General features: G+C 71.9%; 11 protein-coding genes. 2 read left to right on the top strand and 9 right to left on the bottom strand.

Annotated elements, in window-relative coordinates:
- Positions 1 to 90 precede the first annotated feature (90 nt).
- The 5 genes from yjfF to ACWEJX_RS18475 all read right to left on the bottom strand — a co-directional run bounded on the left by yjfF (position 91) and on the right by ACWEJX_RS18475 (position 6,268).
- Positions 91 to 1,098: a galactofuranose ABC transporter, permease protein YjfF gene (yjfF, locus tag ACWEJX_RS18495; RefSeq protein ID WP_451608494.1), complete on the bottom strand. Its 1,008-nt coding sequence runs from the start codon at positions 1,096 to 1,098 to the stop codon at positions 91 to 93.
- Positions 1,095 to 2,216 carry an ABC transporter permease gene (locus tag ACWEJX_RS18490; protein WP_451608493.1) on the bottom strand — a complete coding sequence of 374 codons (1,122 nt, stop codon included), beginning with the start codon at positions 2,214 to 2,216 and terminating at the stop codon, positions 1,095 to 1,097. Before ACWEJX_RS18490 ends, yjfF begins: the two co-directional genes overlap by 4 nt.
- Positions 2,213 to 3,790: a sugar ABC transporter ATP-binding protein gene (locus tag ACWEJX_RS18485; protein WP_451608492.1), complete on the bottom strand. Its 1,578-nt coding sequence runs from the start codon at positions 3,788 to 3,790 to the stop codon at positions 2,213 to 2,215. The genes ACWEJX_RS18490 and ACWEJX_RS18485 overlap by 4 nt, the downstream gene beginning before the upstream one ends.
- Before the next feature lie 66 nt (positions 3,791 to 3,856).
- Entirely contained in the window at positions 3,857 to 4,858 is a 1,002-nt protein-coding gene (locus ACWEJX_RS18480) for an ABC transporter substrate-binding protein (protein ID WP_451608491.1), read from the bottom strand.
- A 441-nt stretch (positions 4,859 to 5,299) separates the two neighbouring features.
- Positions 5,300 to 6,268: an acetylxylan esterase gene (locus ACWEJX_RS18475; protein ID WP_451608490.1), complete on the bottom strand. Its 969-nt coding sequence runs from the start codon at positions 6,266 to 6,268 to the stop codon at positions 5,300 to 5,302.
- Positions 6,269 to 6,604: 336 nt separating this feature from the next.
- On the opposite strand from ACWEJX_RS18475, the gene ACWEJX_RS18470 reads away from it, so the two are divergent.
- Positions 6,605 to 7,675 carry an AraC-like ligand-binding domain-containing protein gene (locus tag ACWEJX_RS18470; RefSeq protein WP_451608489.1) on the top strand — a complete coding sequence of 357 codons (1,071 nt, stop codon included), beginning with the start codon at positions 6,605 to 6,607 and terminating at the stop codon, positions 7,673 to 7,675.
- A 197-nt stretch (positions 7,676 to 7,872) separates the two neighbouring features.
- The gene (locus tag ACWEJX_RS18465; RefSeq protein ID WP_451608488.1) at positions 7,873 to 8,805 is read left to right on the top strand and encodes an alpha/beta hydrolase; all 933 of its coding nucleotides are present in this window, start codon (positions 7,873 to 7,875) and stop codon (positions 8,803 to 8,805) included.
- A 21-nt stretch (positions 8,806 to 8,826) separates the two neighbouring features.
- Here ACWEJX_RS18465 and ACWEJX_RS18460 read toward each other — a convergent pair whose 3' ends face one another.
- The 4 genes from ACWEJX_RS18460 to ACWEJX_RS18445 form a co-directional block, all read right to left on the bottom strand.
- Entirely contained in the window at positions 8,827 to 11,085 is a 2,259-nt protein-coding gene (locus ACWEJX_RS18460) for an NB-ARC domain-containing protein (RefSeq protein ID WP_451608487.1), read from the bottom strand.
- A gap of 317 nt (positions 11,086 to 11,402) precedes the next feature.
- Positions 11,403 to 14,252: a helix-turn-helix transcriptional regulator gene (locus ACWEJX_RS18455; protein ID WP_451608486.1), complete on the bottom strand. Its 2,850-nt coding sequence runs from the start codon at positions 14,250 to 14,252 to the stop codon at positions 11,403 to 11,405.
- A gap of 60 nt (positions 14,253 to 14,312) precedes the next feature.
- The gene (locus ACWEJX_RS18450; RefSeq protein ID WP_451608485.1) at positions 14,313 to 14,927 is read right to left on the bottom strand and encodes an FMN reductase; all 615 of its coding nucleotides are present in this window, start codon (positions 14,925 to 14,927) and stop codon (positions 14,313 to 14,315) included.
- Positions 14,924 to 16,009, bottom strand: coding sequence for an LLM class flavin-dependent oxidoreductase (locus tag ACWEJX_RS18445; RefSeq protein WP_451608484.1), 1,086 nt, complete (start codon positions 16,007 to 16,009; stop codon positions 14,924 to 14,926). The genes ACWEJX_RS18450 and ACWEJX_RS18445 overlap by 4 nt, the downstream gene beginning before the upstream one ends.
- Between the last annotated feature and the right edge of the window lie 48 nt (positions 16,010 to 16,057).

Genomic DNA, 16,057 nt, shown 5'->3' with positions numbered 1-16,057 from the left:
GCCCCGCTTTCCCGGCCGTGATCGCGGTGGTCGGTGGTGAGTGGTCCGCTCGGGACCCGGCCTGCCCGGGAGCCGGCCTGCCCGGGAGGTCTAGTGCGCCGGGCGGGAGCCGCCGAAGAGCCGTTGGAGGAGGATGAAGACGAACAGCAGGCCGCCGATGACGATGCGCGTCCACCATGAGCTGAGCGTGCCCTGGAAGCTGATGATGGTCTGGATCAGGCCGAGGACCATCACACCCAGCGCCGTTCCCAGGACGAAGCCGGAGCCTCCGGTGAGCAGCGTCCCTCCGATGACGGCGGCCGCGATGGCGTCGAGCTCCATGCCGACGGCGTGCAGGGCGTAACCGGACAGCATGTAGAAGGTCAGCAGCAGGCCGCCGAGGGCCGAGCACAGGCCGCTCACGGCGTACACCGCGATCTTGGTGCGTCCCACCGGCAGGCCCATGAGACGGGCCGAGGACTCGTTGCCGCCCAGGGCGTAGACGGTGCGGCCGAAGCGGGTGTGGTGGAGGACGACGAAGGCCAGCGCCAGCACGACCAGGGCGATGACCACGGCGGGTGAGACGAACAGGCCACCGGGCAGGAGCACCCGCGTCTGGGCGATCCGCGTGGTCGTCGGGTCCGTGATGGAGATGGACTCGGTGCTGATCATGTAGCAGAGGCCGCGGGCGAGGAACATGCCCGCGAGGGTGACGATGAACGGTTGGATCTCGAAGGCGTGGATGACCCAGCCCATGAGGGCGCCGCCGCCGGCGCCCACGAGCAGGACCACGGGCACCGCGAGGGCGAGCGGCAGGCCGTTCTCCTGGACGAGCCAGGCCGTCAGCATGGTGGACAGGGCCACCATGGAGCCGACGGACAGGTCGATCCCGCCGGTGAGGATGACGAAGGTCATGCCGATGGCGACGACGAGCAGGAAGCCGTTGTCGATGAGGACGTTGAGCAGGACCTGCGCGGAGAAGAAGCCTTCGTAGTTCAGGGAGCCGACCGAGAACATCGCGACGAGCAGGGTGGCCGTCACGATGAGCGGGAGGCGGGTGGCGTGCCGTACCGAGAACCGGTGGAGCGGCTTGGTGAGGGAACTGAGGGTGGTGCTCACGGGTGGACCTCCTGCCGGCGGGCCGCCACGTCGGCGGCGGGGGCCGGCTCCGGCGTGACCGGCCCGCGGCTGCCGCGCTTGCGGGAGAGCCGCGCGCGGAACGCGGGCGACTGGACGAGACAGACGACGATGACCACCAGGGCCTTGAACACGAGGGTGGTCTCCGGCGGTACGCCGAGGGTGTAGATCGTGGTCGAGAGGGTCTGGATGATGAGGGCGCCCAGGACCGTGCCGCCGAGGGAGAAGCGGCCGCCGGTGAGGGCGGTGCCGCCGACGACGACGGCGAGGATCGCGTCGAGTTCGATCCAGAGGCCCGCGTTGTTGCCGTCGGCGCTGGACACGTTGGAGCTGATCATCAGGCCGGCCACCGCGGCGCACAGGGCGCTGACCACGTACACGGTGACGAGGAGTCCGGTCGCCCGGATGCCGACGAGCCGGCTCGCCACCGGATTGCCGCCCACCGATTCGAGGAGCATGCCGAGCGCGGTCCGCCGGGTGACGAGGGAGGTGACGGCGACGAGGGCCGCGGCCAGCAGGACGGCGAAGGGCAGGGTGAGCCAGTAGCCGCCGCCGATCATCTTGTAGGCGGGGCTGGACACGCTGATGATCTGGCCGTCGGTGATGAGCTGGGCCACGCCGCGCCCGGCGACCATGAGGACCAGCGTGGCGACGATGGGCTGGACGCCGAGCCGGGCGACGAGGAAGCCGTTGAGCAGGCCGATCGCGGCGGCGACGCCGAGCGCGATCACCAGCGCCGTGAGGACGGTGGGCAGGCTTCCGGGGTCCTGGGCCGTGGCGATGTGCTCGCACGCGAGGGCCCCGGCGATGGCCACCGTCGAGCCGACCGAGAGGTCGATGCCCCGGGTCGCGATGACCAGCGTCATGCCGAGCGAGACGAGGATCAGCGGGGCGCCGAACTGGAGGATGTCGACGAGGCTGCCGTACAGGTGTCCGTTCTGGACGCGGACGGCGAGGAAGTCGTGGGTGAGCGCGACGTTTCCGAGCAGCAGGGCGGCGAGGACGGCGGCGGGCCAGAAGAGGGGGTGTCCGGTGAGCCGCCGGGTGCCGGGCGCCCGGGCCGGGCGCGTTCCGGCGCCGGTGTCGTCAGGTGGGGTCATGAGGTGGCTCCGGTGGCGATGGTGCCCAGGATGCGGTCGGGCGTCAGGGTCGTGTCGTTGGGGAGGGTGGCGACGAGGCGGTGGTCGCGCAGGACGCCGACCCGGTGGCTCAGCCGCAGGACTTCCTCGAGTTCGGCGGAGATGTAGAGGACCGCCGTGCCCTCCGCGGCGAGGCGGGTCACCAGGCGCTGGATCTCCGTCTTCGCGCCGATGTCGATGCCCCGGGTGGGTTCGTCCAGGATGAGCAGCTCGGGATCGGTGAGCAGCCACCGGGCGAGCAGCACCTTCTGCTGGTTGCCGCCGCTGAGGTTGCGGACCTGGGCCTCGGGGGCGGCCGGGCGGATGTCGAGGACCTCGATCCACCGGGCGGCGATCTCGTCCTGCCGGGTACGGGAGAGGGGCTTGGTCCAGCCGCGTGCGGCCTGGAGGGCGAGCACGATGTTCTCGCGGACGGTGAGTTCGCCGATGAGGCCCTCGGCCTTGCGGTTCTCCGAACAGAAGGCGATCTTGTGGGCGATGGCGGTGCGCGGGGAGCGCAGCACGGCGGGTTCGCCGTGGATCCGCAGCTCGCCCGCGTCGGCGTGGTCGGCGCCGAAGAGCAGCCTGGCCGCCTCCGTGCGTCCCGAGCCGAGGAGTCCGGCGAGGCCGATGACCTCGCCGCGGTGGATGTCGAGGTCGTACGGCTGGACGGCGCCGGCCCTGCCGAGTCCGCGCGCGCTCAGCAGGGGGACGTCCGCGGCGCCGGGGGCGGCGGCGGTGCCGGTCTGGGAGGTCTCGGCGAGCTCGTCCAGGCTGCGGAGTTCGCCGCCGACCATGCGGTGCACCAGGGTGACGGGTGTCAGCTCGTCGATCCGGTACTCGCCTTCGAGGCGGCCGTTGCGCAGGACGGTGACCCGGTCGCACAGGTCGAAGACCTGGTCGAGGAAGTGGGTGACGAAGAGGATCGCGACGCCCCGGTCCCGCAACCGGCGCACCAGGGCGAACAGTTGGGCGACCTCGTCCCGGTCGAGGCTGGAGGTGGGTTCGTCGAGGACGAGCACCTTCGCCTGGACGTCCACGGCGCGCACGATCGCGACGAGCTGCTGCACTGCGATCGAGTGCGCGCTCAGCGGCGCGCGGACGTCGAGGTCGAGTTCGAGCTCGGTGATGAGCTGCTCCGCGCGCGCGTGGAGGGCCGACCAGTGGACGAGTCCCAGGCGCCGGGGTTCACGGCCGATGAGGATGTTCTCGGCGACGGAGAGGTTGGGGCACAGGTTCACCTCCTGGTAGACCGTGCTGATCCCGGCATGCTGGGCTTCGAGGGGTTCGGCGAACCGCCGCTGTTCCCCGTCGATGGTGACGGTTCCGGCGTCGGGCGGGTGGACCCCGGTGAGCACCTTGATGAGGGTGGACTTGCCGGCGCCGTTCTCGCCCATCAGCGCGTGGACCTCGCCGGGGAAGAGGCGCAGGGCCACGCCGTCGAGGGCGAGGACGCCGGGGAAGGCCTTGCGGATGTCGCGGGCTTCCAGGACGGGCCGGCCGGTGGTGGCCGGTGTGCCGGGGGTGGGTGTGCGGGGGGTGGGTGGGGCTGCCATCCGCCCTCCTCTCCTGAGGTTCCGGGGGCGGCGCGAGGGCCGCCCCCGGTGCGTGCGGGCGAGGGGTCAGTACTGGCGGCTGGGCAGGGCGGCCTCGGCCTGGTCCTGCGTGAAGACGCCTTCCTTGGTCTCGACGCGGCGCGGGACGTCCTCGCCGGCCGCGACCTTCTTGGCGAGCTCCATCAGCTGGTCGCCGAGGAGCGGGTTGCACTCGACGACCACGTTGATCTTCTTGTCCTTCATGGCGACGAAGGCGTCCTTGATGCCGTCGATGGAGATCACCTTGATGTCGGTGCCCGGCTTCTTGCCCGCCTCCTCGATGGCCTGGATGGCGCCCAGGGCCATGTCGTCGTTGTGGGCGTACAGGACGTCGATGTCCTCGTGGGACTTGAGGAAGGCCTGCATGACCTCCTTGCCCTTGGCGCGGGTGAAGTCCCCGGTCTGGGAGGCGACGACCTTGAACTTGGGGTCGCCCTTGATGGCCTCGGCGAAGCCCGCCTTGCGGTCGTTGGCGGGGGCGGAGCCGGTGGTGCCCTGGAGCTCGACGACGTTGACCGTGTCGGAGGTTCCCGCGTACTCCTTCACGAGCCACTTGCCGGCCTCCTGCCCCTCCTTGACGAAGTCGGAGCCGAGGAAGGTCCGGTAGAGGGAGGTGTCCTGCGAGTCGATGGCGCGGTCGGTGAGGATCACGGGGATGCCCGCGTTCTTGGCCTCCTTCAGGACGGTGTCCCAACCGGACTCCACCACCGGCGAGAAGGCGATGACGTCCACCTTCTGCTGGATGAAGGTGCGGATCGCCTTGATCTGGTTCTCCTGCTTCTGCTGCGCGTCGGAGAACTTCAGCTCGACGCCGGCCTTCTCGGCCGCCTCGCGGATGGACTTGGTGTTGGCGGTGCGCCACCCGCTCTCGGCTCCCACCTGAGCGAACCCGATGACCAGCTTGCCGTGGGAGGAGCCCTTGCCGGCGCCGCCGGGGCTGCCGGTGGTCGCGGGCTCGGTGGTGCAGGCGGTCAGCATGCTGCCGGCCAGGGCGGCGGCGGCGATGACGCGGAGGGCTCTGTGGGCCATGTCGTGGTTCCTCTCGGGACGTGCGTCGTACCAGGCGGGGCCCTGAAGGCGATGGGCACCGTGAAGGGTGGCTGCGCAGGGGTGGTTGAGCCGGGCGAGGCAGGACGAAGCGTGAGCCCCGACGGCCGGCGAGCTGGCGGACGCGACATATTGTGAGCGTTAACAGAGCGGTTACTCAAGGGCTCGTACGGCCGTTACCGGTTCTTGATGCGCAGGAGGGGGCCGACGACGGGGCGCGGAGAGGCCCCCCGGAGCCCAGAGAAGCGCGCGGTTATCGAGGGAACTTGGCTCTCCGGGCCCCCTGCGACCTGGGCCGGATCACAGGGGCCCACTGCCCACAGGCCCCATACGGCAACGTGACACGGAGCGTCGACACCCCGAATTTGTGAGCGCTAACACTCATGATCAACCGCCGCCCGTTCACATGACGCGCCCGAGGCGTCAGGCGTACGACCGCAACCAGCGCAGCTTTGCCGCCTCGTGGTACGGGCCGCCGCCCTCGTGGTCGTTGAAGTCGTAGACCTCGATGGCCTTGTCGGAGCCGCCCCAGGCGTTGAACGCCGCGAAGACGGTCGACGGCGGGCAGGTCTCGTCCTCCAGCGCCGCCGAGAACAGCGCGGGTGCCCGACCGCGGGCGGCGAAGTGGACGCCGTCGAAGTACGACAGGGTGCGCAGGGCGTCCTCGGTGCGGCCGCGGTGCGTCCTGAGGTAGAGACCGATCTCGCGGTACGGGTGCCGGTCCGTCAGCCTCGTGGCGCGGGGGAAGTCGCACAGGAACGGCACGTCCGGCGCCACCGCGACCAGGTCCGGCACCAGACCGCCCACGGCGATGGTGATGCCGCCGCCCTGACTCCCGCCGAGCGCCACGGTCCGCGAGGCGTCCGTCAGCGGGTGCGAGCGGGTCGCCTCCACCGCGCGTACGGCGTCGGTGAACACCCGCCGGTAGTAGTAGTTCTCCGGGGCGTCGATGCCCCGGGTCATGAAGCCGGGATACGCCGGAGCGCCGCCCACCGGGTCGGCGGTGCCGCCCCCTCCGCCCCAGCTGCTGCCCTGCCCCCGGGTGTCCATCACGAAGTGTGCCCGGCCGCTGGACGCCCACAGCAGGCCCTCGTGGGGAAGACCGCGCCCGCCGCCGTAACCCATGAACTCCACGACCAGCGGCACCGGTTCCTCGGCCTCGGCCGGCAGCCGCAGCCAGCCCTTCACCGGGTGACCGCCGAACCCGGCGAACGTCACGTCGTACACCCGGACCGTCGACAGTCCTGCGTCGACCGGCTCGAAGCGGGCGTCCAGGTCGAACTCGCGTGCCTCCTGAAGCGTCTTGGCCCAGAAGGCGTCGAAGTCCTCGGGCGCGACCGAGTCGCTGTGATACTCGCGGAGTTCGTCGAGGGGGAGGTCGAAAAGGGCCATGCGGAGCCGCCTTCGGTAGGTGGGATGACCGACCACACCGTACGTGGGAGCGCGCCCAGCCCACCAGGGCGTCGCGGCCCGGGCATGCGGCCGGCGTCGGGCATACGGCCGGCGTCGGGCATGCGGCCGGCTTCGGGCATACGGCCGGCGTCGGGCATACGGCCGGCGTCGGGTTCTGCCGATTCCTGCCTGTGGTTCTGCCTGGAGACGGAGACGGCCCGCTGCTTGGCTGTTCCGTGCGGGCGGGAACCCCGGCAGCCGGCTACCGCGCAGGTGCTCGGCGTCCTTTTCCCGACCGCGGCTGTCCCGGAGTCAATCCCCCTGAGCGGAGAGAAATTGAGCGTGGTGTTGACGACCGCCTCCGTGCCGGACCAGGACAAGGTCGCGTACTGGAACGATGCGGTGAGCAGGACGCTGGTGCCGATGGAGGTCACCCCTCGGGGTGACGGGCCGTTCGACGGCCGGATCGCCACGTCCCGTCTCGGGTATCTCCAGGTCTCCACCGTGGAGGCCGACGCGAAGCGGGTCAGCCGCACGCCGAGACTGATCGCCAGGTCGTCCGAGGCGCTGGTGGCGGTCGGTGTCCAGATATCCGGAACGGCCACCTTCGTCCAGGACGGCCGGCGGGCCGAGGTGGGTGAGGGTGACCTGGTGGTGTACGACACGAACCGGCCGTACTCCTTCGACTATCCGCAGCGGTTCACCACGCACGTCTTCCAGCTTCCGCGCCGCACACTGGGCGTGCCGGACAGCGACATCCGACAGGTCACGGGCAACGCGATCGGCACCGGGGACGGTTTCGGCGCGATGCTGCTCCCGTTCCTCGCCACCCTGGCCTCCTCGCCTGCCGACGGCTACCCGCCGACCGTCGCGGACCGCCTGGCCGGCAACGTCGTCGAGTTGTTCGCCACCCTGATCGCCGACCGGGCCCATTCGGGCGGCACGGACACGGGCGCACCGAGCCATCTGGTGCTGCGCGTCCGTGACCACATCAACCGGAACCTGGGCGACCCGGACCTGTCACCGGAGCGCATCGCCCAGGCGCAACGGATCTCCGTCCGGTACCTGCACCGGCTGTTCGAAGGCGAGGAGACCACGGTCGGCCAGTTCATCCGGCAACGGCGCCTGGAGGAGTGCGGCCGCGAACTGGCCCGCCGCGGCAGGACCGCCCCCACGGTGTCCGCCGTGGCCCAGAGGTGGGGCTTCGCCAGCCCGGCGTACTTCAGTCGGTCCTTCCGCGCCGCCTACGGCGTATCGCCGCGTGAATGGCGCAACCTGCGTGCCGCCCAGGAAGACCTCGGGGGAGCCCCTGCGGTCACCCCGGCGCCCGGGATCGTTCCCGGGGACGCCCCCGGCGTCCCCGGGGACGACCGGCACGGGGCCGGCCTCCCGCCGTCCGGCGGATGAGGTCCTGCTCCGGCCGCCCCGTGCCTGCGGCGGCGGGGCCCGGACCGGCAGTCGCCGCACGGCGTTCCGCCGCCCGAGCAGGGACCCGCGCGCCGAACCGCCCTTTCGCTCAAGCCTCTCTCCGCAGGAGATCCGGTGTGACCGACTTCGTCTCTTCGTCCCCTCGACCAGTCCTGGACCATCCCACCCGGGCATTCGTGTCCCAGCACACCTGCTCGTCGTCGGCGCACCACCGGGACCTGGAACAGACCCGTCTGGACCTCGCGCGTCTCCAGGGCGCGGCCGCCGTCGACCCCCGCGACGAGGAAGCCGTCGCCACGGAGTGGTTCGCCCTGCCGGGCGGGCCGACCGGTCACGTGCGGGTGCAGGTGGTCAGGCCGGCCGACAGCGTGGGCGAGATCCCCGTGGTGCTGTTCCTGCACGGTCTCGGCTGGGCTCTGGGCGACGCCGACACCCATGGACGTCTGGTGCGCGCGTTCGCCCTCGGCACGGACGCGGCCGTGGTCTTCGTCGAGTACGAGCGCTCCCCCGAGGCGCGGTATCCGGTCGCCGTCGAGCAGTGCTACGCCGTCGCGAAGTGGGTCTGCGAGCGGGGCGGCGAAATCGGCCTGGACGGGAGCCGGATGGCTGCCGTGGGCGACTCGACGGGCGGCAACCTGGTGGCGGCACTGACCCTGCTCGCCAAGGAACGCGGAGGGGTGCGGCTGCTCCACCAGGTGCTGATCTGCCCGGTCACCGACGCCGGCTGCGACACCCCCTCGTACCGGGAGTTCGCCACCGGCTACTTCCTCAGCGGTGAGACCATGCGCTGGTTCTGGGACCAGTACCTGCCCGACGTACGGCAGCGGGATCAGGTCACCGCGTCGCCGCTTCGGGCAACCCTGGAACAGCTGGCCGGTCTTCCTCCGGCACTTGTGGTCACCGGCGAGGCCGACGTGGTGCGCGACGAGGGTGAGGCATACGCGACGAAGCTCCGGGCGGCCGGCGTACCGGTGGTGTCCGTGCGCTACCACGGGACGATCCACGGCTTCATGGTGCTGGATCCGCTCCGCGACACGGAAGCCGCCCGCGCCGCCCTCGTCCAGGCTCTCGACACCGTGCACGTCGCCCTGCACCGGCACCGGGGCTGAGCCCTCCGCGGCCGGCGCTCCTCACTCGGCGAGCGTGTCCAGGAGGTTCTGCGCGGTCTTCAGGTCCCTGTCGTCGGCCGCGTCACCGAGGGCGAGGACCTGGCGCAGGCAGTAGCGGGCCTCCTCGGTCTCTCCCAGTTCGATCAGGGCCTCTCCCAGATGCCGCAGTTGTTCGGCCTCCCTGTGGACGATCCCGATGCGACTCGACTGGACCTGGGCGTCGCGGAAGTGGTCGGCGGCCTCCCGCCACCGCCCCAGATCGGCGTAGACAAGACCGAGGCCCTGGGTCGTGTGGGTACGGAAGATGTCGGCGACGTGCCCGCTGACCGGAGAGTCGGGCGCATCCAGGAAGGCGATGACGCGCTGGTACTGCGTCAGGGCGTCCTCGGCACGGCCGAGCATGCGCAGGGAGGTTCCGTAGAGGCGTGCGGCCTGGGGCCAGACCGCGTAGTAGCCGGCTTCTTCCGACAGGTTGACGGCGGCGAGAGCTCTCTCCGCGACCATCTGGGCGTCGCCGAGTTCCCAGTACGCGCCGGCCGCGAGTACCAGTGCCGAGGCTTGCTGGTGAACGTCCTGTGCGCGGCGGGCGTGTTCCAGCCCTTCGTCGGCGCGTTCGACGGCCTCGCGGTGGCGTTGCTCGCAGATGCACAGGGCCCAGGAGAGGCAGTTGAGGTGGAAGGCCCGCAGGTACGGGTCGTCAAGCGCGGCAGCGGCCTCGGCGGCCAGGCTGAAGACCTCGGCCCAGTGTCCCCAGTGAACCCACAGGTCGCAGAACCAGTCCATGGCATGGGCGGTCTCGGCGACCCGGGTGTGCTCCCCCTTGCCGGCGGCACTGCGCAGCGCGGCGAGCCAGGAAGGGGCTTCGTTCTGAAGCCAGGTGCGGGCCTGCTCGGCGCTCTCCAGCGGGACCGGGCCCCGCCAGGAGGGCGGCGGCGCACCGTACTCGGGCTTGTACCAGCGGCCGGCGACCACCGCCGTCTCCAGCAGCCAGCCGCGCAGCCGGTCGTCGGCCGCTTCCCGCTCGCCGGGCTCCTCCTCGCTGGACAGCCGGGCGCGGGCGAACAGCCGCAGCAGGTCGTGCAGTTGGTAGCGGCCGGTGAAGGTGGCCTGCAACAGTCCGGCCTCGACGAGTTCCTCCATCACGTCCTCGGCCTTGAAGACGCTCGTGGCGGTCAGAACGGCGCCGTAGGCCGCGGTCATGTCCGGCCCCGGAACCAGACTCAGCAGCCGCAGCATGCGCGCCGCCTGGCCGGTCAGCTGACGGTACGACAGCTCGATCGCCGCCTCCACCCGCACGTCGCCGGCGGCGAGCGCGCCCAGGCGGCGTTCTTCGTCGGCCAGGCGCCGGACCAGGTGGTCGACGGTCCATCCGGAACGGACCGTCAGCCAGTTTCCCGCCACCCTCAGGGCCAGCGGCAGTCGCCCGCACAGCTCCGCGACCTGCGCCACGGCCTCGGCTTCCGCGTCCGCCCGCTCCTCGCCCAGAATCCGGCGCAGCAGATCGACCGCCTCGTCCTGTGCCATCTCCGACAGCGCAAGGCGGTCGACGTCCTCGAGGCCGGTCAGCGGCCGCCGACTGGTGACCAGCACCAGACTCCGCCCGCCCGCCGGCAGCAGCGCACGGACCTGCCCCTCGTCGCGGGCGTTGTCCAACACCACCAGGCACAGCCGGTCGCTCAACAGCGCCCGCAGCAGCCCCGCGCGGCCCTGCTGGTCCTCCTGCGCCAGCCGGCGGTCCGACACGCCGAGGGCCTTCAGCAGCTTCACCAGCGCCTCGCCCGTGTCCACGGGGCCGTCGACCCCGTGCAGGTCCACCACGAAACAGCCGTCGGGGAACCTCTCCGCCAGATCCGCCGCCGCCTTCAGTGCCAGCGTCGTCTTCCCGCACCCCGGAGGACCCGAGACGACCCACACCGACACCTCTCCGCCGGCCAGGGTCCGTTCCGCGGCCTCTCGCAGGAGGGCCAGCTCGGGCTCGCGCCCGGTGAAGTCCCCCACCGACCGCGGCGGCACGACCGTTCCCGCCACCGCGACCGCGCGCGTCGGACGCGCGGCCCGCGCCGTGCTCAGCAGCGCCTCCCGCTCGTCGTCCGTGAGTCCGAGCCCCTCCGCCAGCGCGACCACCGTGCGCCGCTGCGGAACCAGACTGCGCCCCCGCTCCATGTCGCCGATGGCGCGGACACTCACGCCCGACGCCTCGGCCAGCTCCTCCATCGTCAGGCAGCCGCGCCGCCGCAGGCCGCGCAGAACGGCACCGAAGGACTTCTTCCCGTACACCACTCCTCTTTCCTCCCCGTCCGGGGGGAAACCATCCGCCTGTCGTCCAGGAGGCCGGTCGGTCAGCTCGGCGGTCGTACCGCGGCCTGATCAGGTCGGCGACCCTCGGTGGCCCGGAGCGGGCGACGGCGCGCGAGGCGTGCGGAGTTCGGGGCTGCCAGGGCGGGCTCGCCGGAGCCTTGCGGTCATGCGCTGTTCCTCTCTCGATCGCGCGGCGGATTCCTCCGTTCCGCGACTCTTGATCATTTTGAGGAAGTGACGACGTCGGCACATCGCATGAATCGTCCATCGCCACGACACCCGCGTGGGATACGAAGCGACTACTCTCCGCTGTCACGATGCTTCACCAGCCGGGTCAGCTCGGCGCGCGAGGTGACGTCCAGCTTGGTGAAGGCCCTGCGCAGGTGTGAACTCACCGTGTGCGGGGAGAGGGAGAGCTGCTCGGCCACCTGTTGGTTGGTCAGCCCTCGGGCCACGAACCGCGCCACCCGTATCTCCGCGGCCGTCAGCTCGGGCCATGCACCGTCGAGGCCGGCCGGCGAGGGCCGCTTGCGGACACCGGCGGCCCGCAGGCGCCGGCGCACCCGTGCGACGTCCCGCTCGGCGCCCGATCGTGCGTACAGCGCGAGGGCCGTCTCGAAGTACGGCACCGCCTCGGACGTGCGGGTGGCCGCCAGCTTGCGTCCGGCGTCCTCCAGTGCCGACGCCCGGGCCAGCACCCTGGGGCAGTCCTCGTACAGCCGGACGGCGCGTCCGAGCGGGGCGAGGTCGTTGTCGAGGAGCCCCCGGGCGTGCGCGGCGGTGGCGGCGAGGAACGGGAGCCCGGGGTTGAGCGCGGCTCGCTGCTCCGCCAGGGCGACCGCCTGCGCGGCCCGTTCGTGCCTGCCCGCGCGCAGCGCCATACGCACGAGCACCGGGGCGTCGGCGGGGTCGATCAAGCCGGCGTAGGCGGGCCGGTCCACGGCGGGCGACGTCATCACCGCGTCGAGTTCTGCCATGGCGCGGTCGGGCCTGCCTTCGAAGTCGGCCATCAGGGCCAGCATCCAGGTGCCGAAGTGCCGGACGACGGGTGCGCCGTCGCTCCGCATGCGCCTCGCCTCCGCCGCGTACGCTTCTGCGGTCCGCCGGTCGTCGGTGTGGAGGGCGACGCGCAGCATCACGTACCGGAGCGTGACGTCGGCGAGGTTGCCCGGGCCGGGATCGTCGGCCGCCGGGGACGCCGCTTCGGCGTCGGCCCGGGCGTCCGACAGCCGTCCGGTTTCCAGAAGGATGCGGGTGCGGGTCATGAGCCACATGCGGGTGGCGGCCGTCCGGCCCTGCTCCCTGGTGATCCGGATGCCCTCCTCCGCGACGGCGAGCGCCTCCGCGGTGCGTCCGGTGGTGTTCGACAGGAGGGCGTGCCACAGCGCCTCCGGCACCCACAGCGAGGTGCTGACGCCCAGCGCGTCGGCCAGCGCGGCGGACCGCTCGGCCTGCCGGAACGCCTCGGTCAGGTCCATGCGGTGGAAAGCGACGGCCGAGCGGACCGTCGTCAGCGTGGCCTCGGCGGTGCGGTCCCCCGCTGCCGCCGCGGTCTCCCACGCCTCCGCGGCGACCTGCTCGGCCGCCGCGTGCTCGCCCGACATCGAAAGGCCGACGGCGAGCACGGCGAGCAGTCGCCCCCTCGCGGTCGCGGATGTCCCGGGCAGTTCCGCCCCGGCGCGCGCCTGCCGGACCGCCTCGGAGAAGTCGAACGGTACGGCGAGGCGTGCCATGGCCAGGCGTACGAGCGCTTCGTCCTCGGATCCGAGACCGCCGGCCGCCAGGACGGAGGATCCCAGCTCACGCGCCTGGGCGGCCCGGCCCGTCTGCCAGAGCAGCGGGATCGTCTCGGCGATGACCCGCGGCCTCTCCGGAGCGTCCGCCGTGGTGAGTTCCAGGGCCTTGAGGCTGAGCTCCGCGGCACGTCCGGGAGCGGTGGCCGCGAGTTCCGCCGCTTCGGTACGCAGCCGGTCGGCCTCCGCAGCGTCTCCGGGCCCCGCTGTTCCCGCCGACGGCGCGGGACCGTCGAGGGGGCAGACCGCGCCTCCCGACAGCAGCCCGGCGGTCTGCCCGCGAAGGGCCTGACGCGGGGACAGGGGCAGGCCGGCTTCCACCGCCTCGCGGACCAGCTCCTGGCGGAAGGCGAGGCGATCGCCGCTCTCGGCGAGCAGATCGGCGTCGAGGGATTCCTGCACCGCCGTGACGAGCGCCGCGGAGGACCTGCCGAGCAGTTCGGCGAGTTGTACGACGGTGACCGGGCCGTCCATGGCAGCCGCCGTCCGCACCAGCTCCCGGGCCCCGTCCGACAGCTGGTCGAGGCGGCGCACGACGGAGGGAAGCACCCGTGGGGCCGGGGGTCCGCCGGACAGCCTGGCCATGCCGTTCGCGATCGTCACCGCCGCGTCCTCCCGCAGCGAGCCGATCAGCTCGACCAGCAGCTGTGGCACCCCCTCGGCGCAGCGGGCGACGCGGAGGACGTCCGGGTCGGGAGGGGCGCCCAGGATGTCCTCGGTGATCTGTGCGGCCGCCCGGTCCCCCAGGGCGCCGAGGGCCAGCTCGTGTGCGCCTGCCCGCCGGATCCTGTCCAGGGTGGTTCGCACGCCCGACGGCACGCTGCCGCCGCGCACGGCGACCAGCCACAGGACGGCGTGCGAGGAGAGTCCGGCCGCGAGGGTGTGGAAGGTGAGGAGGGTCAGGTCGTCGCACCTCTGGAGGTCGTCGAGGAGGACGAGCAGGGGGCCCTTGCGAAGGGTCTCCCGCAGGCGGTCCGCCAGCTCCTGGAGCAGCCAGAACCGCTGGCCGGGTGTCGTGGCGAGGTCCCGGACCCGGACGGCGCCCGACAGCGGCCCGTCGCGGCCGAGCATGCCGTCGAGGAACGGGCCGAGCGGCACGCACTGTTCGTCGGCGTCCGCCGCCCCCTGGAAGACCCGCGTCCCGCGCCGCCGCGCGGCTGCCGCGGCCTCCGCGAGGATCCTGGTCCTGCCGATTCCGGCGGGGCCCTCCACGCGGACGATCCCGCCTTCGCCCCGGTCGAGCGCGTCGAGCCGCGCCTCGATGAACGCCAGTTCCGAGTCCCTGCCGCGGAGGGGTGCCCGTATGCCGTCGGGCTCCTCGGGCACGGTCCTCGTCGTCACTCGGTTCACGCTCATACGGCGGAACAGTATGAACCATGTGAACCACCCCGCCCTCGCCCGGGGCGGGGGCCCGTCTCAGTCGAAGCGCAGGTCGGCGAGTTGCCGTTCGAGAACGCTGACGTCGTCCTCGGGCTCCTCCTCGACCGGGCGTGCCGCCATGAGCGCGGCGAGCTCGGTGCCCGCCCTGCGGACGCGGCCGGGAAGGCCGTCGGTGTACTCGTCTCCCCCCGAGCCCCAGTCCTCGGAGGCCGCGAACACGGCGGTGGGGACGACGACGGCGCGGAGATAGGCGAAGAGCGGGCGCACGGCGTGCTCCAGCACCAGGGAGTGGCGGGCGGTACCGCCCGTCGCCCCGATCAGGACCGGCTTCCCGGAGAGGGCGTCCGGATCGATCACATCGAAGAAGGACTTGAAGAGACCGCTGTAGGAGGCCGCGAACACGGGAGTCACGACGATCAGGCCGTCGGCCGCCGTCACCGCGTCGATCGCGGCGCTCAGTCGCGGCGGCGGAAAGCCGGTCACGAGGTGGTTGGCGATGGCGCCGGCCAGTTCTCGCAGCTCCACGACCTCGGCCGGAGCCTCCTGCCCCCGGGCGGCGAGTTCGTCGCGGGCCGATTCGGCCAGCCGGTCTGCGAGCAGGCGGGTGGAGGAGGGGGTGCTCAGCCCCGCGGAGACGACGGTCAGCCTCATGCGGCGGACACCTCCCGGACGGCGCGGAGGGACGCGTGCGTGGGGGCCTCCGGCACGTCGGCCGGACGCCCCTCGGCGAATTCCCTGCGCAGTACGGGCACGACCTCTTCGCCGAGGATGTCGAGCTGTTCAAGCACGGTCTTCAGGGGCAGGCCCGCGTGGTCCATCAGGAACAGCTGGCGCTGGTAGTCGCCGACGGTCTCCCGGAACGACAGGGTCCGCTCGATGACCTGCTGGGGAGAGCCCACCGTCAGCGGGGTCTGCTCGGTGAAGTCCTCGAGCGACGGGCCGTGGCCGTACACCGGCGCGTTGTCGAAGTAGGGACGGAACTCCTTCACGGCGTCCTGGGAGTTCTTCCGCATGAAGACCTGTCCGCCCAGGCCGACGACGGCGTCCTCCGGCCGGCCGTGACCGTGGTGCGCGTACCGGCGCCGGTAGAGCTGCACCATGCGCCTGGTGTGGTCGGCCGGCCAGAAGATGTTGTTGTGGAAGAAGCCGTCGCCGTAGAAGGCGGCCTGCTCCGCGATCTCGGGGGACCTGATGGAGCCGTGCCAGACGAAGGGCGGGACGCCGTCCAGGGGCCGGGGGGTCGAGGTGAAGGCCTGGAGCGGGGTACGGAACGTACCCTCCCAGTCCACGACGTCCTCGCGCCACAGCCGGCGCAGCAGTGCGTAGTTCTCCTTGGCGAGGTTGATGCCCTGGCGGATGTCCTGTCCGAACCACGGGTACACCGGACCGGTGTTTCCGCGGCCGAGCATGAGGTCGACCCGGCCGTCGGCCAGGTGCTGGAGCATCGCGTAGTCCTCGGCGATCTTCACCGGGTCGTTCGTGGTGATCAGCGTCGTGGCCGTGGACAGGATCAGCTTCTCGGTGCGGGCGGCGATGTAGCCGAGCATGGTCGTCGGCGACGACGGCACGAACGGCGGGTTGTGGTGCTCGCCGGTCGCGAAGACGTCGAGACCGACCTCCTCGGCCTTGAGCGCGATGGCGACCATCGCCTTGATGCGCTCGTGTTCGGTCGGAGTGCGACCGGTCGTGGGGTCGGGGGTCACGTCCCCGACGGTGAAGATGCCGAACTGCATGGGGTGTCTGCTCTCCTGAGCTCGTCCGGCTCCCGCGCCGGGGAACCG

It is taken from the genome of Streptomyces sp. NPDC004788, from assembly GCF_053601115.1.
This window is presented reverse-complemented; position numbering and strand designations above follow the sequence as displayed.

What these genes read in the sequence shown, in the direction of transcription:
- ACWEJX_RS18480 (WP_451608491.1), bottom strand. Translation starts at nt 4,858, where the DNA reads ATGGCCCACAGAGCCCTCCGCGTCATCGCCGCCGCCGCCCTGGCCGGC.
- ACWEJX_RS18485 (WP_451608492.1), bottom strand. Translation starts at nt 3,790, where the DNA reads ATGGCAGCCCCACCCACCCCCCGCACACCCACCCCCGGCACACCGGCC.
- ACWEJX_RS18455 (WP_451608486.1), bottom strand. Translation starts at nt 14,252, where the DNA reads ATGAGCGTGAACCGAGTGACGACGAGGACCGTGCCCGAGGAGCCCGAC.
- ACWEJX_RS18450 (WP_451608485.1), bottom strand. Translation starts at nt 14,927, where the DNA reads ATGAGGCTGACCGTCGTCTCCGCGGGGCTGAGCACCCCCTCCTCCACC.
- ACWEJX_RS18475 (WP_451608490.1), bottom strand. Translation starts at nt 6,268, where the DNA reads ATGGCCCTTTTCGACCTCCCCCTCGACGAACTCCGCGAGTATCACAGC.
- ACWEJX_RS18490 (WP_451608493.1), bottom strand. Translation starts at nt 2,216, where the DNA reads ATGACCCCACCTGACGACACCGGCGCCGGAACGCGCCCGGCCCGGGCG.
- ACWEJX_RS18445 (WP_451608484.1), bottom strand. Translation starts at nt 16,009, where the DNA reads ATGCAGTTCGGCATCTTCACCGTCGGGGACGTGACCCCCGACCCCACG.